Genomic DNA, 24,939 nt, shown 5'->3' with positions numbered 1-24,939 from the left:
CACACTATGAATAGATATAAAGACTAATTTAATTAAAGACAAGAATATCATTGAAATAAGCTGACGCGTTATGATTTTCATTCTCTCTCTTCCCCACTCACTTTTTCGAGATAAATGATTTATGATTGCATAGAAAGATAAGAAAAAAGACGCTACCATTTCTCATCCCATGATTATGCGTTGTTTTCATCAGTATGGTCCTGAATCGGACAAACGAATTCGTCATGATCTGAAGCAAACCAATAATTCTTGTAAAGTTGATAAAACATATATAAAAGTTAAAGGACAATGGCTGTACCTGTACCGTGCTGTTGATTCGAAAGGAAACACAATCGATTTTTGTCTAAGCAAAACAAGAGACCAAAAGGCTGCAAAGCACTTTTTCAAGAAAGCTTTTCGATCTTTTCATGTTCCAAAGCCACGTGTGATAACGGTCAATAAGAATCCGGCCTATCCTATAGCAATTGAACGGTTGAAAAAAGAAAAAAGCATACCTGACGGTATGCAACTTAAACAACAAAAGTACTTAAATAATATGGTAGAACAAGATCATCGCTTTATAAAGAAGCGTATCCTTTCTATGTTGGGGCTCGATACACGTAAAAATAGATCATATTGTTACTATTTTCCAAAATAAATGGCTGTGGGTAAGTTTTATCAGCAACAACATATATTTATTTTATAAGGATCTAGATAGAGAAAGAGAACATAAATTAAATTATGTTCTCTTTCTCTATTATTCATATTGAAAAAATTAAATTAATCCAACCTAGCTATCTTGTTAGCTAAAGGATAGCTAACTATAATAGATATCCCTACTTACATATTAAGCATATACAGTAAAATATCATATTCTTATTACCTTTTTTCAGGAAGAACAATTCCTTTATACAATTGAACTGTAATAAGATAATAGATTGAATAGATAATTGTGAATATCAAGATTGGTAACCAAATACGAAAATATGGATCAATCAAAATGGCTCCGAACATGTTCATACCAACTAATACATGAACAATGCCAACAATTGCTGGGACTAAGAACACGAAGAATAACTCCTTATAAATCGATTGTGTTAATAACTCTCGGCGAACACCGATTTTACGAAGCATTTGATAACGCGTACAATCTTTGGATGCACCAGATAAAACTTTAAACATAAGGCAACTTGCCATCATTGCTAAGTACGCAATTCCGACGAAGAAGCCCATGAACATCAATCCACTGAACATGCCATGATAAGAATCATACATTCGATATTTACTCTTCAGTTCTTCAGGTTTCATACTTGTATATTTAGTTAACTGTAATTCGTCAAGTTGTTTCCATTCCTTTAAGTATAATTTAAAATTATCTGTTTTCCCAATAAACACAGTACTTTCGAGACCCTCTATACTATGGTACATGTTTTTGTCTACAATTTTTATTTCATGATCAGGATACATATAATATGGCTGGATTATTTCGAAAGCTTCACTCCATTGTTGCGGTGACTTCTTCACGTTTGCACCAATTGGCAACTCTTCTGAAACTCTCTTTGTTTTCCCAAACTCTGCTCTCTCATTCCTATTTTTCAATACTAAAGGACGATTTTTCTCTAAATCCTCTTTTAAATAGTAAATAGACTGACCAACTATTTTGTAATGATATTCAAGCTTCTCTGTAAATAAGATGGTATTCAAAATTTTCTTTTCTTCAGTTGTTGGATTATGAACGACTGAATCGTAAATTTCACTACCATTAACCATTTTTATTACGTTGTTTTTAAATGCCATACCACCAGAAATCCCACCAGCTCCAAGGGCCACTAACATTGCTACCGTGGCAAGCACATTTGCTAGGCTATTCATACGAAAATTTAATTGTGCAAAAGTAAAAGCATTGAGGCCTTTCTCACTACGTTTTTTATTACTCTTTAACTTGTTAATCATAACTGGGAGAAGTGATCCAAATAAAAGGTAAGTACCAAAGGTTGCTGTGGTCAATCCAAGGGCCATTAATCCGAGAGCAGCCATTCCCGCTTGTGGAATATAGGTCAGTGATGCATAACCAATACCTAACAAAATTAAACCAAGGAATGCAACTACAACTGTCATTTTTCCTTTTACCGCGACACGTTCTGTTTGTGCATCTGCATGTACAAGTTGTAATACGGAAAAACGTACTAATTTAATACTACTCATAATTGCTGATAGTACAAATAATGCAAAGAAGAAGATGCCCGTAACAGTTATAGATGGAATATAAAATGCTTGATAACCCTCACCAGGAAATTCCAATTGCTTCATTAGTAACTGTCCGATACCTTCTGCAAGTCCTACACCAACTGTAATTCCAATCGCAAGAGACGCTGCACCTAATACGATTGTTTCAATAAACATAAGTAGTGTAACTTTATGCTTTTTTGCTCCTAACATCATATACATACCAAACTCTTTTTGGCGAAGAGATACTAAGAAAGAGTTTGCATATAAAATGTAGAAAAATGTTATAATTGCTAACAGAAAGGAACCAATGTGGAATATAGATACAATATCCCGAATAGAAGAGCTAGATTCAAGAAACGTTTTATTTAATGATAGCGTTTGAAACATATAAAAAGTAGAAATAGATACGATAAGACCAACAAGTAAGACAATGTAATCTTGTAACTTGCTTTTTAGCCCTGACATGGAAAGTTTAAATAACATACATGAACCCTCTCTCTTACGCTTTTTGTGTCCCTAAGTCTGCAAGCACGTCTAAAATTTCTTTATAGAACTCTTCACGTGAACCACCACGGTGAATTTCTTTATATAGCTCACCATCTTGAATGAATAAAATACGCTGACAGTAACTTGCACTGTACGGATCGTGCGTAACCATCATAATAGATACACCTTGTTCTTTATTTAAGTTCGTCATCGCATCAAGTAAACTCGTTGCATTTTTAGAATCAAGCGCTCCTGTTGGCTCGTCCCCTAAAATAATTGCTGGTTCATGAACTAATGCGCGCGCTGCTGCGGAACGTTGTTTCTGTCCACCAGATACTTCCGATGGATACTTTTGAAGGATTTCTGTAATCCCTAACATATCCGCTACTTTTTCTACTTTCGGTCCAATATTATGTGATGGAACGCCTTGAAGAGAAAGCGGAAGTGCAATATTTTCATAAATAGATAAGTTCTCCAATAAGTTAAAGTCTTGGAAAATGAATCCTAACTTTTGTGAACGGAAATCAGAAAGCTCACCTTGTTTCATTGTCGTAATATCTGTTCCTGCAATTTCAACAACGCCGCCCGTTGCTTTATCTAGCGTTGAAATTACATTTAATAATGTCGTTTTACCAGAACCAGATGGCCCCATAATCCCGACAAACTCACCCTCTTGAATTGAGAATGAAACACCTTTTAACGCGTGTGATTGGTTCTCACTTTGTTTACCGTACACTTTTTGGACGTTTTTCACGACTACAACTGGTTTCGTCATATATATCCTCCTACGTTTGTTTTTTCATTTCTTTAAAATAAGTTGCTATTCTTATTTGCTACTAACAAAATAGTCATGTTACATCTACTTTTTTCATGAGATTGTCACTATGTATCTACTTGAAAGCTGTAAAGAAAATTTTCTCTTTAATTTCTCCTCTCTCCTCATCGCTTTGAATACATACATGATAAACTATGAAAATTAGGAAAAACCCCGTAAAATCCTTAAGAATTCTTAAGTTTAAAAAAAGCTTATGGAACCTGTAATTCCATAAGCCAGTCTATTTGATTGGATGTTCAACAATAAAGGACATCCAGCCGTCTTTATATTCTGCATGTATATTACCATGATGAAGTTCAACAATTCTTTTTGAAATAGCAAGTCCCAGTCCATTTCCTTGATCATCTTTTCTTGCCTTATCCCCCCTGAAAAACCTTTCAAACAATTTATTTGGATCGCTAACAGGCGGCTTCTCGACTTTATTTGATACTCTCAAAATTGCTTTGTTACCTATTAGTTCAAGACATACGGATAATTCGGATGGTTTCATGCTGTACTTTATCACATTCATAAACAGATTGTCATATACACGTACCATTTTTTCTACATCTATGAAAATAGGTATTGTTTCTTCCGTGATTGATTTTTGAACAATTAAACTTTCCTTTTCAAATATAGGAATGTATTCTCCAATTATTTGCTCCAACAAACCTGATAAATCAACTTCATTAAGGTTTAACTTAACATCTATGCCCGATAAACGAGTATAATCAAACAGCTCATCAATTAAATATTTCAGTCTCTGTGACTTTGAATACGTGGTTTCAAGGTATTCCTGTAATTGTGTGTTACTGTTGTATTGCCCTCTTTTTAATAAATCTATATAGCCAATAATAGATGTTAACGGGGTGCGTAAGTCATGAGATACATTGGTTATAAGTTCATTCTTTGTACGTTCCAATCGCCTTTCTTGTTCAAATGTATGCTCCAATTCCTTAGACATATAATTTATATTTTGAGCAAGTTGGGTCAATTCGTCCTTCCCCTTAATCCCAATTGTCAAACCCAGTTTTCCATTTGCAATATCATTCACATTTTCCGAAATGAGCTTCAAAAATGCTATTTTCTTTCGAACCAATATCAAAAAAATTACTATAAAGTTAAAAATTGCGAACGAGAATAAGAATACCAATGATAAATTGAGTTCAAACATACCAAAATCTTCGTGTTTTTTAAATAATGGATCTATGACGAATAGCACCATAAGGATTGTTAAACCAAACGCAACAAAAAAACTAACTGCAACAGCACCCAGAAGTTTTATAATTATTTTATTTCTAAAGCTAACCCTCTTCATATTTTATACCCAATTCCCCAAACAGTTTTAATATAAATGGGATGTTTAGAATCCTCTTCAATTTTGTCTCTTATTTTTGTAATATGGACCATAACTGTATTATCTGATTTATAAAAAACCTCTTTCCAAACTGCTTCATATATTTTCGCAACGCTCAGGACAACCCCTTTGTTGCGGGCAAGTAGTTCGAGAATAGCAAACTCTTTTGGAGTTAACCTTGTTTCTATTCCCCTTACCCATACTTGACGAGTATCTGTATTCACGGTTAAGTCACCAATTTCTAGAATACTTTTACTATGTTCTATGGACGTATTGTATTTTTTAAATCTTCTTAATTGGGATTTTACCCTAGCGATTAATTCTAGTGGGTTAAACGGCTTTGATAAATAATCGTCTGCACCAGAGGCTAGACCCTGAATTTTGTCTATATCCTCAGATTTTGCAGATAGCATGATGATAGGTATATTGCGGTCTTCCCTAATCTTCATACACGCTTCAATACCATCCATATTCGGCATCATAATATCTAAAATAATCAAATCAAATTCCTTTTCTTCTAACAGCTGTAAAGCTTCTATAGCATCTTCAGCTTTTTGAGTTTTCAGACCTTCATTTTCCAAATAAACAGAGATAAGATTTCTAATCTCTTTATCATCATCGACAATAAGAATTTTTGACTCCATATGATTCCTCCATATTTTTCTCGCATTAAACAGCTAAAGACATAAGCAGGTGAGACATTTGTATCTTCTTTTTTCTTAAGCTTGCAAACGAAAGACAAAAAATAACATAATGTATATTCGTAATATCGTTCTCCCTAATATATTGTTCAATATTTACTACTAATCCATTTACAATAAATAAGCTTCCTTTTTCTTTTAATTAGTTTTTCTGTGAATACACCTGTACTCAGTCCATATTTGACATTGGAATTTACTTTCTTCAAATCAATTCCTTGAATTATTTTGTCTCCAAGAAACCTTGAACTTGGAATGGCTGTACCAATTGATTTTTAGTGCATTATATACAAAAATAAGAAAGTGAATTGTTTTCATACCTAATCATCCCACAGGTTTGAACTCATAATTATACTCTAGAGTCCAAACCTTAAAAAAAAAGGGCAAAAATTCTTAAGAATTCTTAAGCTTTCTACAGCATTTTTTCATAGGAATATATGAAGACTCTTAAAATGTTAGCTGCCCCCCAATAACACTTACTATTTGTCAATCCGAAGAACAAAAAGAACTTGTAGGAATCCCTACAAGTCCTTTTTCAGATAATGTATAAAAGGGGAATTAAACTATCTCATTACTCGCAACGGGTGTACCATCTATATGCCTTAATTTCATTATATAACAAATTTCACCATACAGACTTTTGATGTTTGAAAATTTAATTAAAAAGAGGGATAACCAAATATTTTAAACCCCTAAAAATCCTAATCTAATATTTCGAGAAAAATATTTTAAATCAATATAAATATTATAATAAATTATTGAAAATGTATACATAGGTAAATAGCGAAGAATATAGCGCTCTTACAAAAAACTATATATTTATATTTATAAATTATAAAAATTTTCAAATATTAAAACCCACTATTTGTAATCCAATCCATATTTTGTTGATACTAATATAGTTACAGATATGCTAAAATTCATTTGAAACATTGCTTTTGGGAATACAATTGCTATCATAATCGCGATTTATTTTCTACAAACTGATTGGGTTCCAACCTAAATTGCGGTGTTATTCCGCATTCCTTAATAAATTGTTAAGGACCTTTTTTATTTGTCCTTTAGCTGCGAAAATATAAAATTTTCATAATGGGGATACTTCATAATTTTAGATTGATAACAATCTGGCGGGAGTCCTTATTTAACATAAATATGACAATAACATAGTTAGTTTTTATAAAAAGAAATAATTAAGATATAAGATGATATAATAAAAATGAAATGAACACCCTACTTATTTTTAAGGCAAGTAAGTAGATTTTATTTCATTAGTTTAAAGCTATGTACAAAAAAAATAACCCCTAGGGGTTATTTTTTTTGTACATAGCTTTATTTTTCAAATTCTTTAAAAGTATCTTTTAAATCCTTATCTGTTATTTTTATATCTGCTTTCTTGAATAAATCTTTAAAGAATTGTTGTTGCCATTGTTGATCTTGTGAACGCTTCTGTTCTAGTTCCTTACGAATATTATCTTTTTCTTGATCAAAAGGTTTTAACTCTTTTTTCTCTGTTAATTTAATAATATGGTAACCATGAGAAGATTTTATTGGATCACTTACTTGTCCAGCTTCTAATTTATAAGCACCTTCTTCAAATTTAGAATCCATTTCACCTGGACCAAACTCAGGCAATTCTCCACCTTTTTCTTTTGAACCAGGATCTTCTGAATATTGTTTTGCTAATGCTGCAAAATCTTCTCCATTATTTAATTTTTCTTTTATTTCTTTCGCCGTTTTTTCATCTTTTACTAAAATATGACTTGCCTTTAATTTTGGTTTATAGTAATCTTTCATTTCTTTTTCCGTAACTGAAGCTTTAACAGCTTTTTCAAAAGCTATTTGCGTTTTTATTTTCGTTTTAAGATCATCTTCATCTTTAGCACCAGCTTGTGTTAAATAGGCTTTAAAATTATCGCCCATTTGTTTTTTTAATTCTTCAACTTTTTTCTTTGCTTCATCATCTGAAACTTTATATTTATCTAATAAAATCTTGTCTAACATTACTTGTTGTAAAACAGGTTTTCCTGCTGTTTCTTTTAACTTTTTATTAAATTCTTCTTGTGTCAAATTTCCTGATTTCGATGTAACAAGATTATCAGAATTACCACATGCAGATAATAATAAAATACTGCTCATTGCAGCACCTATAAAAATATGTCGTTTATTCAATGTTTTATACCCCATTCTACTAAATTGATTTATAGTCTAGTATATTTTATTTCCTTAATAAAACAAAATTTTTATAAGAAATAGATTTTGTATATTTTCATTGAAAATGTAATATATATTCACTAAAAACAAAGATTTTCAATTCGCTTTTAAGCATAAGCTAATGGCTGGAATGAAAGATGTTATCATATTTTTGGTTGGTTGGAATCTGAAATAGCCAATCTTTTTTTGAACAAGCATGGATTACAAAAGAAGAAAAAAGTCGATCAGTCTGCGGAAATAATAAGACGTCTAGTTCGTGTACTTGACCATTTGTAATATATTTCTAAATATCCCTTGATTTCTCCCATCATCAAGTTAAGTAATTTATTACTACATAAAAAGAAGGTGAAATTTATTTAGCTAGTTATGAAATAATTATTCCCTCAAATAGACTATATTTATATCAGACGATATCTTCAACTTATTGAAATTGTTTTCCATAAGGATAACGAGAATATCCAATTCGAATCTCCATTTCCTTGGTAACTTTGAACAGCTTCATAGATTTTCCCTTGATACTCTACTCTATCCCCTTTTGTATATGCTTTCCTCGGATCCATCTTAAAAGATCATTTATTATACTCTATTAAATATAACGTATTTAATTTATTAATCTAAGTATGAATTACAAAGTATGTTCGTTTAAAATTGTCACAATATAATTTTATATTTGACGTTTTTAATTACTCGTGAAACATTTGCAAATGTTTTTACCTTTATGTATAAGGTAAATATCCCCTCAAAATATAAGATTTACTTAATTTAGATTCTTTCTCTCATAGTAGAAATGTCGAAAAAAGTCGAATTTTTATATTTTTTAGTTGTAAACGTTTTATTTTCATGTTACCATCTTAATCAAACATTAGATGGTAATAAAAATTAAAGTATTTCTTTCCCTTAGAGACATATAAACGTTCGGTAATACCATGAAAATAAGGCCAAAGAAATATGAGTTACCTGATAAAAGATTTAATAGGATTTTTACCACATTAATTTTCTGTTAATTCAGAATTTATAACTTTAACATTTTGTCCCTAAACAAAATTTAAATTTAATTGTGGTAAACTCAAAAAGCTAAATCACCCACCCAAATTAATAAATGATATATCCTATTATATCTAGCGATCAGTCATGAGAAATAGATTTCTTCCTAAGAAAACTTAGCCCATTAATAAAAAGTGTCTAGATTTCTATCTTTATTACCATCTATTGTTGATAACATATTTACCAACTATAAAAAAGAACCTATTGAAGGTTCTTTTTTAATATAATCATTAACACTTCAATTATTGATAATCAGTGGTGTTGAATCTTTATTCCCTCAACTTATACAGTTTTCTTTTATCATTTTAGCCAAGAAGACTCCTTCCTCAAGGAGCGTGAAGGGTCACAGCCCAGTGAGTAGGTGGGAGATGAATTGGCTTTGAACAAGGGATGGCAGGGCGCCACCTTAATTATTTGACATACACAAAGTATTACTTCACTACCTTTCGAATGTACGTTTGGTATATAATAGTCATATACCGAAATGGAGGTGAATCAAAAGATGATTAATAAAGCCTATAAGTTTCGTATCTATCCAAATCACTCTCAAGCAATTTTAATCAGCAAAACAATAGGTTGTTCTCGCTTTGTATTCAATCATTTTCTATCCCTATGGGATCATGCATACAAAGAAACTGGGAAAGGTTTAACATATGGTACATGCTCTGCCAAACTTCCTACCATGAAGAAAAAGTTTGTTTGGCTAAAAGAAGTGGATAGTATTGCGATTCAGTCGTCTGTTCGCAACCTTGCGGATGCGTATACACGCTTTTTCAAAAAACAAAATAGTGCCCCGCGTTTCAAATCTAAAAAGAATAACGTACAATCTTATACCACAAAACAAACAAATGAAAACATTGCCGTTGTAGGAAACAAAATAAAATTACCAAAACTAGGTCTTGTTCGATTTGCCAAAAGTCGTGAGATAAAGGGACGTATTGTAAATACTACAGTTAGACGCAACCCTTCTGGCAAAAACTTTGTGTCATTGTTAATGGAGATAATCGGTAGTTTATCGAGAGCTTGTAGGCCTTTAATATAAAAAAGAACCCTTATAATAAGGATTCTGCAACTGGAAAACACAAATATATACTAATAGAGAGAATTTCTTATATTATAACTAATTAGGAATTAGGGTAGCCTTACATTACTAACAAGCTAAAATTTTATAGTACCCCCAGAACGAAATTTTGTGCTAACTTGTAACAAAAAGCTCTTTTTTTCGTTTTGGGGTAATTCTGAATTCTTAAGTTGATGGATGTGGGGTATCGCCACATCGCTATCAAGCTAAGATTTTGCGGTACCCCAATAAAGATGCAGATTCAATCATATTTAGTGCATCTGCACCTTCAATTTTTTAGTTATCTTTTTTATGAATTTATTTTTGTGCATATGCGTTTTATATAGTAATTTCTAATAATAAGGAAGTAAATAAATTGAATACAAAAAAAACTTACTAATACAACAATTGAGCTTTGAATAACGGACATTTCCCTACTTATGGTTTGTCCTAATTGATGCAAAGTTAGAAATGCAAAACTGCTGTGAATCATAGCTACTACAATGGGTAAGAAAAATAATATCATCATTTGTGTTGTTATAATTTTCTTTAACTCTTTTTGACTTAAACCTAATTTTGATATCATTTGATACTGCTCTTGATCACGTTTTAAATCAGTAAATAGACGGAAATATAAAAAACTTATTGCAAATGCGAAAAATACAACTCCCACCAATATACTTGTAATAGAAAGTAATCCATTTTGTTGTTTTAGTTCAAGCCATTTCAAACTCAAAGATGAAAAAGTATAAGAATCGCCTAATTTCGTACCAACAGATTTCATAAGATTTTTCGAAACTGCAGTTGTTTCAGGCCAATTTTTTATAATAAAACCGTATATAGTGTAATCTTGCGAGATACCAACATCTACAGTTTTAATATTTAGGACTTCATTGTAAATAGCATCAGAGATAATAACAGTTTTAGTAAGCATTTCTTTTAATTCTGGGACAGTTAATGTTTTTTGAACAGTAACTGGTACTTCTAGTTCACCATGCCTTAACACATAAGGTTTTAGGTCCTCTACACTTTTGTGTTTTTTCATTGGTAGTAAAACGATACTTTCATTTTCATTTGTTAATTTTTCTATTTCATATCCTAGTGTTTTAGCGTATTCATTATACGTAGAAAGATTAATTAATCTAATGTCATTCTGTGTTATTTTAAATTTTGCTGTTGCAAGTTTATAAGAAAATCCAGATTCTTCTAATTGTTTTTTTATCTCTTCAATATGCGATTCTTCTAGTGGATTTCCCCAATCCGATCTATAGGTAAATGCAAATGGGGTCTCTTTTTTTGCTAATTCAGGATTTCCGATAGCTGTACAAGCTCCAATTGCTGTAAAAGATACCGCAGATATAATTGTAACCATAAAGAACGTTCTCGAATTATCTTTCATTCGGAACGCTAATTCTGAAATAACAAGGAGATTGGTTCTTTTAAAGAATGTAGTTTCTCTATTTTTCAAATTGTATATCACATATATACAAAATTGATGAAAGAAAATATAAGTTCCGAATATAATAAGCGTGACCCCTGATCCAACGATCAGTAATACTTCATTCCCACTCATATAATTAATTGCGATTGCATCGATACTGTGGTGAACAGAAGTGTAGCCTGCTCCAATTAAGATTATAGCCAACAAAGATAGCCCAGCAGACACTTCAGGTTCAGGTTTTGGTTTTTCTTCTGATTTTATGAATTCTACAAGCTCATTCATTTTCACCATTTTTGATGTAAACAAAGAAATAAGTAGAAATAAGATAAAAAAGGACAGAGCTGTTACTCCAATAGCCTTTAATGGAAAATAAAATGGTAACCTATGCTCTACTGCCAATAAAGACCCACTAACTAGTAAAAATAATTTAGAAAAAATCATCCCAAGTCCAATACCCACTAGTATTGAAGGGATTCCAATCAGCATGTTTTCGAAAAAAATTAATCGATAAAACTGTTTATGAGACATTCCATGTAACATTAATAATCCAAACTCTTTTGTTCTATTTTTTAAAAATGCGCTAACAGAATAGAAAATAAATAAGAAAGAGAAAACAAAAATTAAGTAATACGATAGTTGAAATCCTATTTTTCCAAATGTGCTCATTATGGTACTTACAGGAGCCAGTTCGCCTTTTAGATTTGGATGAAAGAAAAGTAGACCATAAGTAAAGAAAATCATTACCGCAAATATGCTACTAAAAAAATACCCAAGATATATTCGTTTATTCCGTATAATATTATTAAATGCTAGCTGTCGAAAAGTCATTTTTATTCCCTCCTAACATAGAAAGACTGTCCATAATATTTTTATAAAGTAATGGACAATTGTCATTGTGGCAAATTTCATTATATAACTGTCCATCATTGTTGCCTTTTCTTCTATATTTAATTGTGTTAATATCTCCATTACATCTTGAGAGAGTTTAGTATCCAAATTCCCTGTTAGCTCATCGGTAAGAATCAATTTAGGAGAATGAATGAGTGCACAGACAATCGCTGTTCGCTATGCGTGTCCTCCTGATATTTCATATGCTCGTTTATTTATTCTTTTCACATTCAAGTCATCTAATACGAGCGGAAGAACCATCTTCTCTTTTTACTATTAATGTATGCATGAGATTGGCTTATATATACAGTTTCGTCTATTATGGGTACACCCTAATCATCCATCTATTAGCTACTGAAAACACTTTGTTCCAACTGTATGATTAGGATGTATGATAATAAGTTGAAAAGTGGTAAAGAAATCCGTAATCACAAGTGGGTTTTAAAAAAAATGTATGAATAATATTCAAAATTACATGTATCTTGGCCGTACCCGTGTCTGCGAAATAAAGCTTAATTATTGGTAGAAAGTTAATACGGATTTTTACTATTAATTAATTTACTCCCTGATGTTGGAAAATCAATAGTAGAAATCATATTCAATAACGTTGTTTTTCCACTACAAGAAAGGCCCATAATTCCAACAAATTCTCTTCTATGATTGTTAAATTTACATTTAAAAGTGCTGTATGCGAAACTTTACCTGTGTATTCTTTACTAAGATCTTTTACTTTTTTTACTATATTCATAGGATAAATTCCCTCCAAATTTACCAATTAAAAATGAGAGTTGATAGATGCTGTCCCCTTCTCTTTGAATCGTTTCCTTACCCTTGCATGCACTATACAAACAAAGGCGAAGTCTTCAAAACAGACTCCGCCTTTCCCATGTATCATGGATTACAACCAGTATTAGTAGCCTCATATTATTTCCTTGCGGAAATAGGTTGAGACCAAATATCTTTGTCATTATCATTTACATGTACCTCAAAGACATATATAGGTTGAGAGAAACCTTTTGTATCAGTGTAGTAATCTATATTATATTTTGTAATGAATAATGTATCGCCTGCATTGAAAGATCCTATAGGTTCAAATTCTCCTTGTTTTAGTTTTTGAAATGCTTCCTTTGGAGAAAGAATTTCGACATCTCGAACAGGTGATTTTTTAGTAACGGAATCTTTGTAAACAGTTTTTTTTTCCCCTTCTTCTTTTAACTCTATTGATGTTTTTATCGTAACGTGAGACATATCTATTTTTGTATTGGGATCAATAGGCATATTTCCAAATTCTTTCATATGGTACAAAATAATTATTCCGAATGCGATGAGAATTACTGTAATGGGAAGGAATAAATATTTCATCATCTGTACATGCTTTTCTTTTTTCTTCACCAATATAAGAACTATGTTTAACACAGAATACCCTAGCATCATTCCTAAAATATTATGAAGTAAATCAACCAATTCCATACTCCCACGTTGCATTATAAATTCAAGTATTTCAATTAATAAACTTGCTATAATTGCGCTGGTTAACATCCATTTTATTTTTTGAAAAACATTACTAAATAAAGGTAATAAAACTCCTAATGGAAAAAGCATACCAATATTCACAATGATATGGAAAAAAGAAGAAAATGAAAAGGTATTCCATGCTTTTTTATAAACACTAAGTACATCAAAGTCAATTGTTCTTGCATAAGCCATATCATCTGAACGACCAAATGAAGTAGCTGATAATGCAAGAGAATAATATCCTATTATTAATATCAATAATATAATTTGTTGTACGGTAAACTTTTTTTCACCTTTACATACCTTTTTGTATACTACAAAATAGCTAAAAATAATTATGAGAAGTAACAAAAATGTGAGTTGTATCGTAGGAATTGCAAAACTAACAAATAGTTCGGAAATAATGTTCATTTTACACCTCTGTGTTTTTTATTTTTTTCCGACAGAAGACTCCTTCCTCAAAAACGTGAGGGTGTGCAACACTAACTTTAGGTTGAAGATGAATGTCGGTTGGCCTAAGTCAATCTGTTCGCCACTATATACTGGTACAAATCATTCTTCAACGTTCTATCGCTCCATGCTTGTAAAAGTTGTGACAAGTAAGCTAAAGTAGAAATTGGGGTAAATCAACGTACAAAATACTTATGTTCTCACCACAGGGACTATAGGTAGAGCCTGCTAAGATAACTGGTGGATAGATCGGTGTTCTCAGGAATCGCCTATCTCCAACAGTCCATTAGGTTACGTGTTGGGTAGTTTAAATAATATTCTAGATAAAAATAACGATGTATCGTTACCTCTAGTAAATATTAATCCAGAATTATACCGGTATCTATGTGGTTCTCTCTAATTGATGTATATTTAACGGAATCATCTTTTCTAAAGGTGATAACTTCATCAAATTTTTCAATTGAATTATAATACAGTACTGCTCCTGCGACAAAACCTTAATGAAAAGACATAAAAACCACCTAGATTCGCACCACATTTTTTCATGAGTGTTTCTGTTATTCATTATAGTAGTAAGATTTTCTTTCTCATATTGAATTTCCTTTCATTTTACTTACACGCTTGTAATGTTTCTGAAAATACAGTCTATAAGATCATCAGTAATGGTTCTTTTTTGGGAGATAGCAAAGAGGGAATTTTCATTTGCACTTTACTATAACGAACTAGATTTCGTTATAGTTTTTATTAGTAATTCATTGTATCTTCTTTATCAAACACGTATAAAAATCAATATTATGAAAGTAAACTAATGGCTAAAAATTTCCTTTCATTTTATTTAAACATCAAGTTCTTCCTCAAATTAAAGTGGAACAATTGTATTACTTAGATTGTCTATTAAATGTGTTCCTAAAATTAGATGTTCAATTCAGATATAATAAATCACGTTCGAAATCTATTTTTAAGTATTACAAAAATATGAAATATGAAAGGACTTTTTATTTTGAAAAGGAAAAGGATGCAAAAGAAGGATGAGTATTTAAGAGATACAAGCTTAATCCTTTTACAGGTAAAGCATTGCAAGTGAGATTGAAGAAGGAATAGCTTAAACAATAGCTTATCAATCATATAAACATCTTGCATGTGCTTTAAGCTATAAAATTTTAGCTGTAGAAGTATTGTTACCCCATATTCTCTTTACTTACATCAGTATGAAAAACCTAGGAAAAAACCATATATTCTTGAAAGAGGTTGAAAATTTATGTTCATATTAAGCAAGTTCTTTAACATTACACATTACAAAAAGATTGTATCTGTTGTATTACTTTCATGTGTAACACTAATAGGCTGTTCCAATAGTAATACTCCATCTGAAACACCTAAACAAACGAAACAAACAAATCCAATTAAACAAGAAAATACTGGTGATAATTCTTTTGCTAAACTTGAAAAAGAATATGATGCCAAGCTTGGTATTTATGCACTGGATACTGGTACGAATCAAACTGTTTCTTATCGATCAGATGATCGTTTTGCATTTGCCTCTACATCTAAATCATTAGCAGTGGGCGCTCTTTTACGTCAGAACTCAATAGAAGCTCTTGATGAAAGGATTACGTATACGCGTGAAGACCTTTCTAATTATAATCCAATTACTGAAAAGCATGTGGATACAGGGATGACATTAAAAGAACTTGCAGATGCTTCTGTTCGATATAGTGACAGTACAGCACATAATTTAATTCTTAAAAAGTTAGGTGGTCCATCTGCATTTGAAAAAATCTTGAGGGAAATTGGTGATACTGTTACTAATTCCGAGCGATTTGAACCTGAATTAAATGAAGTAAATCCAGGAGAAACACATGATACGAGTACACCAAAAGCAATCGCTAAGACACTTCAGTCTTTTACATTAGGAACTGTACTACCATCTGAGAAACGTGAACTATTAGTAGATTGGATGAAGAGAAATACGACTGGGGATAAATTAATTCGTGCGGGCGTACCAAAAGGATGGGAAGTAGCTGATAAAACAGGTGCAGGTTCTTATGGAACAAGGAATGATATTGCAGTTATTTGGCCACCAAATAAAAAACCAATTGTTCTTGCCATCCTCTCTAATCATGATAAAGAAGATGCTGAGTACGATGATAAACTTATTGCAGATGCAACCAAAACCGTTTTAAATATTTTAAAAGCTACAAATAAATAATAATAGTAATACATTAATAATTTTCCATGTTTCCGTCACATTACTGTGACGGTTTTTTTAGGTATGTTACAAAAATTGAACATTTAATGTTACGGAAGCAATTCAAAAAATTAACCGTTACAACTAAAAAACTTTTCAATTTAGACAGATATTTTTCTTATAGGGGGCACCTCATATACGTACTGACTTAAGAAATTAATTGTTCCCAGACGAAAATAATACACGCCAAAGCCTCATAAATAACTGTGAAGAGTTATACGTTTCTTTATAGAGGATTCTCGAAACATTAGCTTAATGTGTTTCTCTATATTTCCATTTTAGAAAAGTTTCTTCTATTTTTTTGTGCATTAAGAACAATGTTAAAATATAATTATAATAAATGAAAAAAGGTGTAGAACAAAATTCTACACCTTTTTTTGTAAATAGAAATAAAACAACACACCATCAACTATATTATATACTCCATACTCTGCTCCATGAAGTTCTAAAATATTTTTTGTAATGGCAAGTCCAAGTCCTGTTCCCCCTTGCGACCGTTGTCGTGCTGTATCAACCCGGTAAAACGATCCCAAATCTTATCTAATTGCTCTTATTCAATATGGGCACCTTTATTCTCAATACAAACTTTTATTCGACAGAGCTCATCTATTGTAGAAATAATAATGTCGGATTTTTCTGGCGTGTAACGAATAGCATTCGTGATAAAGTTTGAGATTACTTGTTCCATAAGACGATGATTTGCAATGACTTCCATCGTAGAAAGATGTGTGTGAACATGTAATTGCTTTTTTGCTATCTCCAAAGATAATTGTTCACATATATGCTGGATAGCATTATCAATATAAAAAACATTCATCTGCATTTTATACGTACCAGACTCAAACTTTGCTAACTCAAGCATATCTATAATCATTATATCCATCTTATCTACTTCTTTTTCCATTGCCTTAAAGTAATAATCTCTCTTATGATCAGCAACACCATCTTTTAAAATAGAAATACAACTTTTTAATATTATATTTATATAAAATTTGCCCTTTCTTGAAAACATACTATACTATAAAATTAAATTAACAAATATTATTTAATGGGGTTCATAATGAATAAAACCGAACTAATTAACCAAGTATCCGAGAAAACATCACTTACTAAAAAAGATGCTACCGCATCTGTACAAGCTATCCTAGATCAAATTACACAATCTCTTCAAAAAGAGGAATCCGTACAAGTTAATTGGATTTGGTACATTTGAAGTACGTGAGCGTTCTGCACGTACTAGGCGCAATCCCCAAACGGGCGAAAAAATGCATATCCCAGGAGGAAAAGTACCTGCATTTAAAGCTGGGAAAGCTTTAAAAGAGGCTGTTAAATAAGGATTAAATTATCTATCTAAAAAGGAATGGAGATTTTTATCTCCATTCCTTTTTAGATTAATCATATATTTTTTCGGAAAATAATTAACTAGTTTTTTATCATTTTCACGATTTCCATACCCTGCAAACTCTTCTAATAATAGAATTTGTTTTTTAGATGCTAGACGCATCTTTTACTGCTAATTTTTTCTTACTTAAATAAACAGCCCGATCCGATTTTTTTGCAACTTCCTGTGAATGCGTCACAACAATTACACATTTATTCTCTTGATGGGCGAGCACCTGAAATAAATCAATAATATCATTTGCTGTTTCTTCATCAAGATTTCCTGTTGGTTCATCGGCAATCAGTAAATCTACATTGCAAGATAGTGCTCGAGCAATTGCTACACGTTGTTGTTGCCCGCCACTTAGTTGCAAGACATTTCGTTTCGCCTCTACTTCTGTAAGTCCTACCTTCTCTAATAATTCTAATGCTCTTGCTTTTTTATTCTGTACCTTCACACCTGTAATTTCCATGGCTGTTAGTACATTTTGAAGAGCAGTCATATAGGTAATTAAGTTATATGCTTGGAAAATCACGGATACATATTGATTACGGTATCGATCCAAACCAATTTTTCGAATGTTCTTGCCTTTATACAGTACATGACCATTTTTAGGTATATCTAGCCCACAACCTAAGCTAAGCGTTGTGGTTTTACCAGATCCAGATGGTCCTAAAATCGTGTAAAAGTGCCCTTTTTGAAAAGAAAAATTAACATTATCTAGTATCGTTACTTTTTTTCCGTTACTTTCATAATAATAATTTAAATTTTTAAATTGTAAAATCGTCTCCATATTGGACCTCCTTATTCATCTTTTAAAAGAATTTGTTTTGGATTTAAACGTAGAATAGATAATGCAGGAAGAAGCGTTGCTAATATTGCAATAGCTAGTCCAATTCCCCCCATTTTTCCTAAATCCTCTCCTGTTACACTTACATCAATTTTATCAATTGGATCTTCTTTTTCATTTGGCATCTTCCCATTAGCTTCAACTATCATTGATACCCCATTTTTTGACTCATCTTTTTCTTCGCTTGCTGTAGCAATTTCATTAGAGAGTAAATTATTTCCTATTAACTGGGACACTTTAGATCCTGTTGTGACAGATAATCCAAACGCTAATACAGCAACACATACTACTTCTACTACTAACTGGGCCATTAGTTTCCATTTTTTCTCCCCGATGGACAATAAGATACCCATTTCCTTACGACGCCCTTTAATTGATAACATAATGATTAATCCTAAGATAATAGCACCCGCAATAGATACAATATAGATAATCATTTGTGAAGTAGAGGCGATGTTTTCAATTGGGCCAACCATTTGTTTATATACTTCGTCATGTGCATCTAACTTGAATACTTCAAAATCAAGACCTGATTTCTTTGCTTCTTCTTTAAATGCATCAATAAATAATGGGTCTTTTAAAGAATATACCGCTTGAAGTGAAGTAGCATCAGGACTACCTGCTTTTGCCTTCTCGTTCTTTCCCCCCGCGTTCTTTTGAGCGGCTTTATAGGTAGTATATATGTTGTTAGCTGGTTCTAACATAGCGTCACCCAAATTAGCTAAAATCCCTTCCAATTTTCGACTTGTTTCATAAATCCCAATAATCTCGTATTCCAGTGTAGTTTTGGAATCACTTCCTTTTACTTTAATTTTATCTCCGACTTTTAGGTTGTTTTCAACGGCTAATCTTTTTTCAATAACAGCAACATCTTTATCGACTACATCCTTTGTAATTGGTTTGCCATCCACCATTTTACTTTCTCCACTTTTAAATGTGTCCAGTAAACTCATTTCTCTAACACCATATATACTTAGGGTCGGAATGTCTCCTTCTCCTGTCATCTTAGTAAATGAAGAATTGTTCTCTTTATTAGCTGGTTCAATATGTTTAAATCCATCGGGAGTACCATTACTTGTGAACAAGTAATTATAATTTTTAACATACTTTGATTTTGCTAATTTACCGGCTAATTGGTCAGTAAGAGGAGTAAATTTATCTCCCTGCCCACTCTCTAGTAGCTTCATTACATCAGGAGCTAGATCAACCTCTGCCCCCAATTTTTTTCTTGCAGCATCCGCTGCTTTTTGAGTTGCGTTTTGGACTGTGAAGCCTGCTAATACTAAATTGACAACAATTAAGAAAACTGCCATCAAAATAAATGTTGTTCCTTTTCGTTGTTTCATACTGAGAATTGCTCGTTTTATAAAATTCATTATTTCTACCTCCTTGATACCTTGTATTCTATATAGGCTATCTAGAGTTTATATGAAGATATTCAGTAGTTTATCTAAAGATATCAGGGGTTTATCTGGAGTTTATTTGGAGTTATTCATTGACCTGGTCAACAAAAGTTGGAACACAAGTTAGCATATGCAATCGATTTTGAATAATGGTAAGGAGTCAGTCCATTTAATGTGGAATGAGGATGAACGGAATGATAGTACATATAAATAAATTCAGTCACCAAATGATTAACTTAAGGATGGGAAACAAATACGGGATAAGTCTTTTTATATAATATATGGCCCATACTGTACAGGATGAGAAACTGTAGCTGGAAAATGAGCTTCTTGCATGGAAAAACAATGTGGGCATTCTTTTTGCTTCATCACATGTACCACCTCTGATATATCTAGTACTCACACAAAAAGCACATATTAAAACTAGTAAAATAGAAAAAACCACCGAAAGGTGGCTGTATTTTTAAGCGGCACGTGTTTGATCCGTTAATTTCACGTTTTTTGTTAGTTTTTCACCATTTCGATAAACGGTTACTTTAATTGTATCCCCCAATTTTTTCTTTTCATATAAATATTTACGGAATTGAACGACATTTTCTATTTTTTGTTCATCCAATGCAATCACAACATCATACTGTTGTAATCCGCCTTTTTCTGCTGGTGATTGACTTGAGATATTCCCCAACATGGCACCAATTGTTATCTCTTTTGGTAATTTTAATTGATTACGTGCAGAATCTGTTATTTTCTCAATATCCAATAACTGTACACCCATCATTGGGCGTTTAACTGTTCCCTCTTTTTCAAGAGACTCTAGGGTTGTTTTGGCTATATGAATCGGGATTGCAAATCCAATTCCTTCCACTGCTTGTTGTGCGATTTTACTCGAATTAATTCCAATGACTTCACCCTGTTCATTAAACAAAGCTCCTCCACTATTCCCAGGATTAATAGCTGCATCTGTTTGAATGACCTGTGCTTGCCAATCCACTTGTTGATTTCCAAGGGTACTAACAGGTATTTCTCGTTCCTTGCTACTAATAATCCCCTTTGTTACACTCCCTTCTAGCCCTAATGGATTCCCAATGGCTATCACAGTTTCCCCTGTACGAATTTTTTCTGAGTCTCCAAGTGTTGCGACTCTATTTACATCTGTACCGTCAATTTCTAATACAGCTAAATCTAATAAGGGATCTGTTCCTACTACTTTAGCGGTCACCTTTTTACCGTTATTCAATTTCACTTCTATTTTATTCGCACCGTCTATCACATGATTATTTGTAACAATAAAAGCCTTATTACCTGTTTTTTTATATATGACCCCTGACCCTGAACCAGCTTCTTCTGATTGTGCTTGCGTATTAAATGGATCTGTATTTTTTTTATAGTTAATGACACCTACTACAACTTCTTTTGCAGATTCAATCATATTTTGAAGATTGCTCACATCTTCTGGTTTGTGAGAGGTAGGAGTAGCCTGGTTCACTTCATTATGTTTAGGAGATTGCCCTGCACTTCCTTTACTTTCATTTATATAAGGGGAGGTCAATCCAATGGTAATTGCACCAATCATTGCACCAATTATTCCGGTAAAAAAATAACCTGTTTTTTTATAGGCTTTATTCCCATTGTTTTCTGTTTGATTTGTATCAAAATGTTCCATTGTAAGCATTCCTTTCACCTTTTATTCTACTTGAGTATTTTCATTTTTATATTTGAATTCCAATGTATGGATATGATATTTAAGAGTCACCATTTCCCAAAAATAAAATGTTAACTTTAGGCATAGTTTAGACATAAATCAACTATTTTTTTGTAGAGGTAACTGTATATTTTGATTTTTCTGTAAATATTAACATGAAGATATTCAAACTTACTTCGATCTGTTCTCTAAAAAAAGAGCCTATTCGGCTCTCATCAAATCCATTATTCAATGTACATAGCATGTTATACGGATATTGGCACAAAGCAGCAAGAAGGAATCATAACCTCAATTAGGTTCTTTACTCTTTTATTATAAACTTAGAGCCGAACGTTCTCGTGAGAATGGATGGTAATAGGTTTGTGTGTAAATAAGAAGGAAGGGATAAAATTTGATAGATTGTGTAAGTCGTCAACATCATGTATCATTCCTTTCTATTTGATACATGTAGCATACAAACCTAATCTGTATTCTATATGTAGTTAATCTAGAGTTATAGTAAAGATTTTCAGTACCTCGTTATTAAATGCACAAAAAAAAGAATCAATTTGATCCTCTCTATTTTTGTTCACTAGACCTATATAGTTTTTTATTTACACTTGTGTATTTATTTAAGCACGGTGCTGATTTCAATTTTTGTTTTTTCTCTTTTATACGTCTATTATTCGAATGAGGGGCCATCCACAGTTGTACATCTAATAAAGAAAGAATGATGTTTACTTCCAGTGACATCTTAATTACCTCCCTCTCTCTTGTTATGTATATAACCTATCTCATGCATCTGGAGCTAATTTGAAATACATGTAGTTTTCTTGTGAAGTTTTTATAGTGTTTCTAATACGTTTCCACATCAACTCCAGATTGGAAGGTTATAATGACTACAAGAGGTGATATTATGAAGAACTATCACATTCTGGTGGTAGAGGATGATCAAGAAATACAAGAATTAATCAAACAATTTTTAATGACACAACAGTATAAAGTTATAGTTGCATCAGATGGATTAGAGGGCATGAAACAATTTAATAAGCAGTCCTTCGATTTAATTCTTCTAGATGTGATGATGCCAAGCCTGAGTGGATTTGAAGTTGCCAAAATGATTCGAAGTCAGTCAAATATACCAATTATTATGCTAACTGCGCTAGAAGAAGAACAAGATCAAATGAAAGGATTTGATCTTGGAATAGATGATTATATTACGAAACCTTTTTCTTTTCATGTTTTGATGAGACGAGTCGAAGCAGTACTTAGAAGAAGTAATAATCAAAGTACGGATAATCATTTTGTATTTAGAGAACTACATGTAGATGGCGATGCATATAAAGTATATGTAAATAAAGTTGAAGTTCCCCTAACGACAAAAGAATTTGAAATTTTGCAACTACTACTTCAAAATGAAAAAAAGGTACTCACAAGAGAAAATATCGTAGAAAAAATTTGGGGATATGAGTATACCGGAGACACACGAATAATTGATACACATATGAAAAACATACGAAGAAAATTAGATATACCCTATATTAAAACAGTAAAGGGCATTGGTTATAAAATCGATGAATAAGATTGTAAAAATCACGAAGATGAAGAGAATTACCTATAAACTCTTTATGACTACATCCCTCATTTTGTTAGCCTTTGCAACCTTAATTTATGTAACTTTATACTTCTTTCTCCCTAAATTTTATGAGAAATACAAAACAGAGCAGCTTCAAACGGGAATCGAAGAAATAATTGATAAATCTAAAGATCTTACGCTTCAAAATGCAACAACACTTGTTGATGAATACGCACAAAAAAATAATGCAGTGATATATCTTCAAGATAATGAGGAAAGGATCATTTATTATCCTTTTCTTCAAAGTACTATTCAAGAGGGTACTGTTCGGGGGAGTACTGTTCAGGGTGGTACTCCAGCAAAAGGTTTTGTTACAACAGTACCAATAAAGGGTTTGGCTCAATCTCGTAATTCATATGAGGCTACCAAGCCAATACAGTTTCAAGATGTTAACTTAACGCTTGTGGTGTTCGCAACATTTCAACCAATCGATGAAGCTTCACAGGTCTTGGTACGTTTTCTACCCTATATTAGTATCATTGTACTGGTTATTGGTTTAGGAAGTGCTTATCTCTATTCAAGGTTTATTACTAAACCACTTATTTATATTAATAAAGGTGCACAAAAGATGGCAAACTTGGATTTCTCTGAAAAAATTGAGGTTCGTTCTATGGATGAATTAGGAGAATTGTCCAATAGCTTGAATGATATGTCCATAAATTTACAACAAGCAATTTTTGATTTACAAAAAGCGAATCAGCAATTAAAAAGTGATATTGAAAAAGAAAGAGAACTAGAAACAAAGCGAAGGGAATTCTTTGCTATTGTAGCACATGAATTAAAAACTCCTCTTACTGTTATGAAAGGATACTTAGAAGGGATGATATATAATATCGGTCCTTATCAAAATCGTGACCAGTATTTAAAGAAAAATTATCAAATAATTGAAAGTCTGGAACAACTAGTTCGCGAAATTTTAAGCATGTCAAAATTAGAACAACATACCTTTAAACTTCAAGTAGAAGAAGTAAATCTTTCGAAATCAATAGATACAATCACAAAAAAACTCGAATTTTTTGCTTCTCAAAAAGGCATTCAAATAATAAAAGAAGTCGATTCTGACATTTTTGTTTATACGGATTATGCTCTTTTAGAAAAAGCTTGTAAAAACATCATTCATAATGCGATTATGTATTCACCGTATAACGAAAAAGTCTATATAAAGTTAACAAAGGATTCTAAACAAAACAACATCCAAATGCGAGTTATCAATACAGGTGTCAAAATAAAAGAAGAAGATATACAACATATTTTCAAACCATTTTATCGAATCGAAAAGTCAAGAAATCGAAATACGGGAGGGAGTGGCTTAGGGTTATATATTGTAAAACAAATTTTTGAATCCCTTTTTATCACTTATTCTATAAATAATACCAAACAAGGCGTAGAATTTTTAGTTACCATTCCATTATGCAGCAAATAAACAACAAAAGAGTCTCAATCTCATTTCATCCTATAAAAATGAGATTGAGATTTTTCATATTATGTTGGGTATGGCAACTAAAAAAAGAAGGCTATAGCTTTTCACGCCAAGATTTAGAAAGGCTAAGCCCTTATGTGACTAGACA

Annotated in this window: 14 protein-coding genes and 6 pseudogenes; 6 read left to right on the top strand and 14 right to left on the bottom strand. The window is 32.0% G+C overall.

Annotated elements, in window-relative coordinates; genetic code table 11:
- Positions 1-154: 154 nt before the first annotated feature.
- Positions 155-616, top strand: a pseudogene (locus AC22L0_RS26930) (IS6 family transposase); the annotation flags it as partial.
- A 242-nt stretch (positions 617-858) separates the two neighbouring features.
- Here the strand turns inward: AC22L0_RS26930 and AC22L0_RS26925 are convergent.
- The 6 genes and pseudogenes from AC22L0_RS26925 to AC22L0_RS26900 all read right to left on the bottom strand — a co-directional run.
- Positions 859-2,691 (bottom strand): FtsX-like permease family protein, encoded by a 1,833-nt coding sequence (locus tag AC22L0_RS26925; RefSeq protein ID WP_487272544.1) that lies wholly within the window; start codon positions 2,689-2,691, stop codon positions 859-861.
- Between the two features lie 16 nt (positions 2,692-2,707).
- Positions 2,708-3,469 (bottom strand): ABC transporter ATP-binding protein, encoded by a 762-nt coding sequence (locus tag AC22L0_RS26920; RefSeq protein ID WP_487272543.1) that lies wholly within the window; start codon positions 3,467-3,469, stop codon positions 2,708-2,710.
- 280 nt (positions 3,470-3,749) lie between these two features.
- Positions 3,750-4,826: a HAMP domain-containing sensor histidine kinase gene (locus tag AC22L0_RS26915; protein ID WP_487272542.1), complete on the bottom strand. Its 1,077-nt coding sequence runs from the start codon at positions 4,824-4,826 to the stop codon at positions 3,750-3,752.
- A complete protein-coding gene (locus AC22L0_RS26910; protein WP_046954411.1) occupies positions 4,823-5,509 on the bottom strand; it encodes a response regulator transcription factor in 687 nt (228 codons plus the stop codon). Before AC22L0_RS26910 ends, AC22L0_RS26915 begins: the two co-directional genes overlap by 4 nt.
- Before the next feature lie 1,383 nt (positions 5,510-6,892).
- A complete protein-coding gene (locus AC22L0_RS26905) occupies positions 6,893-7,732 on the bottom strand; it encodes a peptidylprolyl isomerase (RefSeq protein ID WP_262314377.1) in 840 nt (279 codons plus the stop codon).
- A gap of 458 nt (positions 7,733-8,190) precedes the next feature.
- Positions 8,191-8,337 (bottom strand): annotated as a pseudogene (locus tag AC22L0_RS26900) (carbohydrate-binding protein); the annotation flags it as partial.
- Positions 8,338-9,320: 983 nt separating this feature from the next.
- On the opposite strand from AC22L0_RS26900, the pseudogene AC22L0_RS26895 reads away from it, so the two are divergent.
- Positions 9,321-9,818, top strand: a pseudogene (locus AC22L0_RS26895) (RNA-guided endonuclease TnpB family protein); the annotation flags it as partial.
- Between the two features lie 370 nt (positions 9,819-10,188).
- Here the strand turns inward: AC22L0_RS26895 and AC22L0_RS26890 are convergent.
- The 3 genes and pseudogenes from AC22L0_RS26890 to AC22L0_RS26880 all read right to left on the bottom strand — a co-directional run bounded on the left by AC22L0_RS26890 (position 10,189) and on the right by AC22L0_RS26880 (position 14,133).
- Positions 10,189-12,147: an FtsX-like permease family protein gene (locus tag AC22L0_RS26890; protein WP_139894940.1), complete on the bottom strand. Its 1,959-nt coding sequence runs from the start codon at positions 12,145-12,147 to the stop codon at positions 10,189-10,191.
- 593 nt (positions 12,148-12,740) lie between these two features.
- Positions 12,741-12,955, bottom strand: a pseudogene (locus tag AC22L0_RS26885) (ATP-binding cassette domain-containing protein); the annotation flags it as partial.
- A 176-nt stretch (positions 12,956-13,131) separates the two neighbouring features.
- Positions 13,132-14,133 (bottom strand): VanZ family protein, encoded by a 1,002-nt coding sequence (locus AC22L0_RS26880; protein WP_487272541.1) that lies wholly within the window; start codon positions 14,131-14,133, stop codon positions 13,132-13,134.
- Between the two features lie 1,297 nt (positions 14,134-15,430).
- Between AC22L0_RS26880 and blaIII the strand changes: the two genes are divergently transcribed.
- The gene (gene blaIII, locus AC22L0_RS26875; protein WP_487272540.1) at positions 15,431-16,381 is read left to right on the top strand and encodes a class A beta-lactamase BlaIII; all 951 of its coding nucleotides are present in this window, start codon (positions 15,431-15,433) and stop codon (positions 16,379-16,381) included.
- Positions 16,382-16,785: 404 nt separating this feature from the next.
- Here blaIII and AC22L0_RS26870 read toward each other — a convergent pair.
- Positions 16,786-17,396: pseudogene (locus AC22L0_RS26870) on the bottom strand (sensor histidine kinase); the annotation flags it as partial.
- Between the two features lie 84 nt (positions 17,397-17,480).
- Between AC22L0_RS26870 and AC22L0_RS26865 the strand changes: the two are divergent.
- Positions 17,481-17,754: pseudogene (locus AC22L0_RS26865) on the top strand (HU family DNA-binding protein).
- Positions 17,755-17,907: 153 nt separating this feature from the next.
- On the opposite strand, the gene AC22L0_RS26860 reads toward AC22L0_RS26865, so the two are convergent.
- From AC22L0_RS26860 to AC22L0_RS26845, 4 genes are all read right to left on the bottom strand, one after another.
- The gene (locus AC22L0_RS26860; RefSeq protein WP_487272539.1) at positions 17,908-18,594 is read right to left on the bottom strand and encodes an ABC transporter ATP-binding protein; all 687 of its coding nucleotides are present in this window, start codon (positions 18,592-18,594) and stop codon (positions 17,908-17,910) included.
- Between the two features lie 11 nt (positions 18,595-18,605).
- On the bottom strand, positions 18,606-20,027 hold the full coding sequence (locus AC22L0_RS26855) for an ABC transporter permease (RefSeq protein WP_487272538.1): 1,422 nt from the start codon (positions 20,025-20,027) through the stop codon (positions 18,606-18,608).
- 490 nt (positions 20,028-20,517) lie between these two features.
- Positions 20,518-21,726 (bottom strand): S1C family serine protease, encoded by a 1,209-nt coding sequence (locus AC22L0_RS26850; protein ID WP_487272537.1) that lies wholly within the window; start codon positions 21,724-21,726, stop codon positions 20,518-20,520.
- Between the two features lie 588 nt (positions 21,727-22,314).
- Positions 22,315-22,488 (bottom strand): hypothetical protein, encoded by a 174-nt coding sequence (locus tag AC22L0_RS26845; RefSeq protein ID WP_170925761.1) that lies wholly within the window; start codon positions 22,486-22,488, stop codon positions 22,315-22,317.
- Positions 22,489-22,651: 163 nt separating this feature from the next.
- Here AC22L0_RS26845 and AC22L0_RS26840 point away from each other — a divergent pair, with 163 nt between their 5' ends.
- Together AC22L0_RS26840 and AC22L0_RS26835 are read left to right on the top strand one after the other, a co-directional pair.
- Positions 22,652-23,317 carry a response regulator transcription factor gene (locus tag AC22L0_RS26840; RefSeq protein WP_087964741.1) on the top strand — a complete coding sequence of 222 codons (666 nt, stop codon included), beginning with the start codon at positions 22,652-22,654 and terminating at the stop codon, positions 23,315-23,317.
- Positions 23,310-24,794 carry a sensor histidine kinase gene (locus AC22L0_RS26835; RefSeq protein ID WP_212667616.1) on the top strand — a complete coding sequence of 495 codons (1,485 nt, stop codon included), beginning with the start codon at positions 23,310-23,312 and terminating at the stop codon, positions 24,792-24,794. Before AC22L0_RS26840 ends, AC22L0_RS26835 begins: the two co-directional genes overlap by 8 nt.
- The last annotated feature ends 145 nt before the right edge of the window (positions 24,795-24,939 follow it).

The organism is Bacillus sp. LQ01, assembly GCF_057624735.1.
This window is presented reverse-complemented; position numbering and strand designations above follow the sequence as displayed.

What these genes read in the sequence shown, in the direction of transcription:
- AC22L0_RS26890 (WP_139894940.1), bottom strand. Translation starts at nt 12,147, where the DNA reads ATGACTTTTCGACAGCTAGCATTTAATAATATTATACGGAATAAACGA.
- AC22L0_RS26910 (WP_046954411.1), bottom strand. Translation starts at nt 5,509, where the DNA reads ATGGAGTCAAAAATTCTTATTGTCGATGATGATAAAGAGATTAGAAAT.
- AC22L0_RS26920 (WP_487272543.1), bottom strand. Translation starts at nt 3,469, where the DNA reads ATGACGAAACCAGTTGTAGTCGTGAAAAACGTCCAAAAAGTGTACGGT.
- AC22L0_RS26860 (WP_487272539.1), bottom strand. Translation starts at nt 18,594, where the DNA reads ATGGAGACGATTTTACAATTTAAAAATTTAAATTATTATTATGAAAGT.
- AC22L0_RS26845 (WP_170925761.1), bottom strand. Translation starts at nt 22,488, where the DNA reads ATGTCACTGGAAGTAAACATCATTCTTTCTTTATTAGATGTACAACTG.
- AC22L0_RS26880 (WP_487272541.1), bottom strand. Translation starts at nt 14,133, where the DNA reads ATGAACATTATTTCCGAACTATTTGTTAGTTTTGCAATTCCTACGATA.
- AC22L0_RS26835 (WP_212667616.1), top strand. Translation starts at nt 23,310, where the DNA reads ATGAATAAGATTGTAAAAATCACGAAGATGAAGAGAATTACCTATAAA.
- AC22L0_RS26925 (WP_487272544.1), bottom strand. Translation starts at nt 2,691, where the DNA reads ATGTTATTTAAACTTTCCATGTCAGGGCTAAAAAGCAAGTTACAAGAT.
- AC22L0_RS26840 (WP_087964741.1), top strand. Translation starts at nt 22,652, where the DNA reads ATGAAGAACTATCACATTCTGGTGGTAGAGGATGATCAAGAAATACAA.
- AC22L0_RS26855 (WP_487272538.1), bottom strand. Translation starts at nt 20,027, where the DNA reads ATGAATTTTATAAAACGAGCAATTCTCAGTATGAAACAACGAAAAGGA.
- blaIII (WP_487272540.1), top strand. Translation starts at nt 15,431, where the DNA reads ATGTTCATATTAAGCAAGTTCTTTAACATTACACATTACAAAAAGATT.
- AC22L0_RS26915 (WP_487272542.1), bottom strand. Translation starts at nt 4,826, where the DNA reads ATGAAGAGGGTTAGCTTTAGAAATAAAATAATTATAAAACTTCTGGGT.
- AC22L0_RS26850 (WP_487272537.1), bottom strand. Translation starts at nt 21,726, where the DNA reads ATGCTTACAATGGAACATTTTGATACAAATCAAACAGAAAACAATGGG.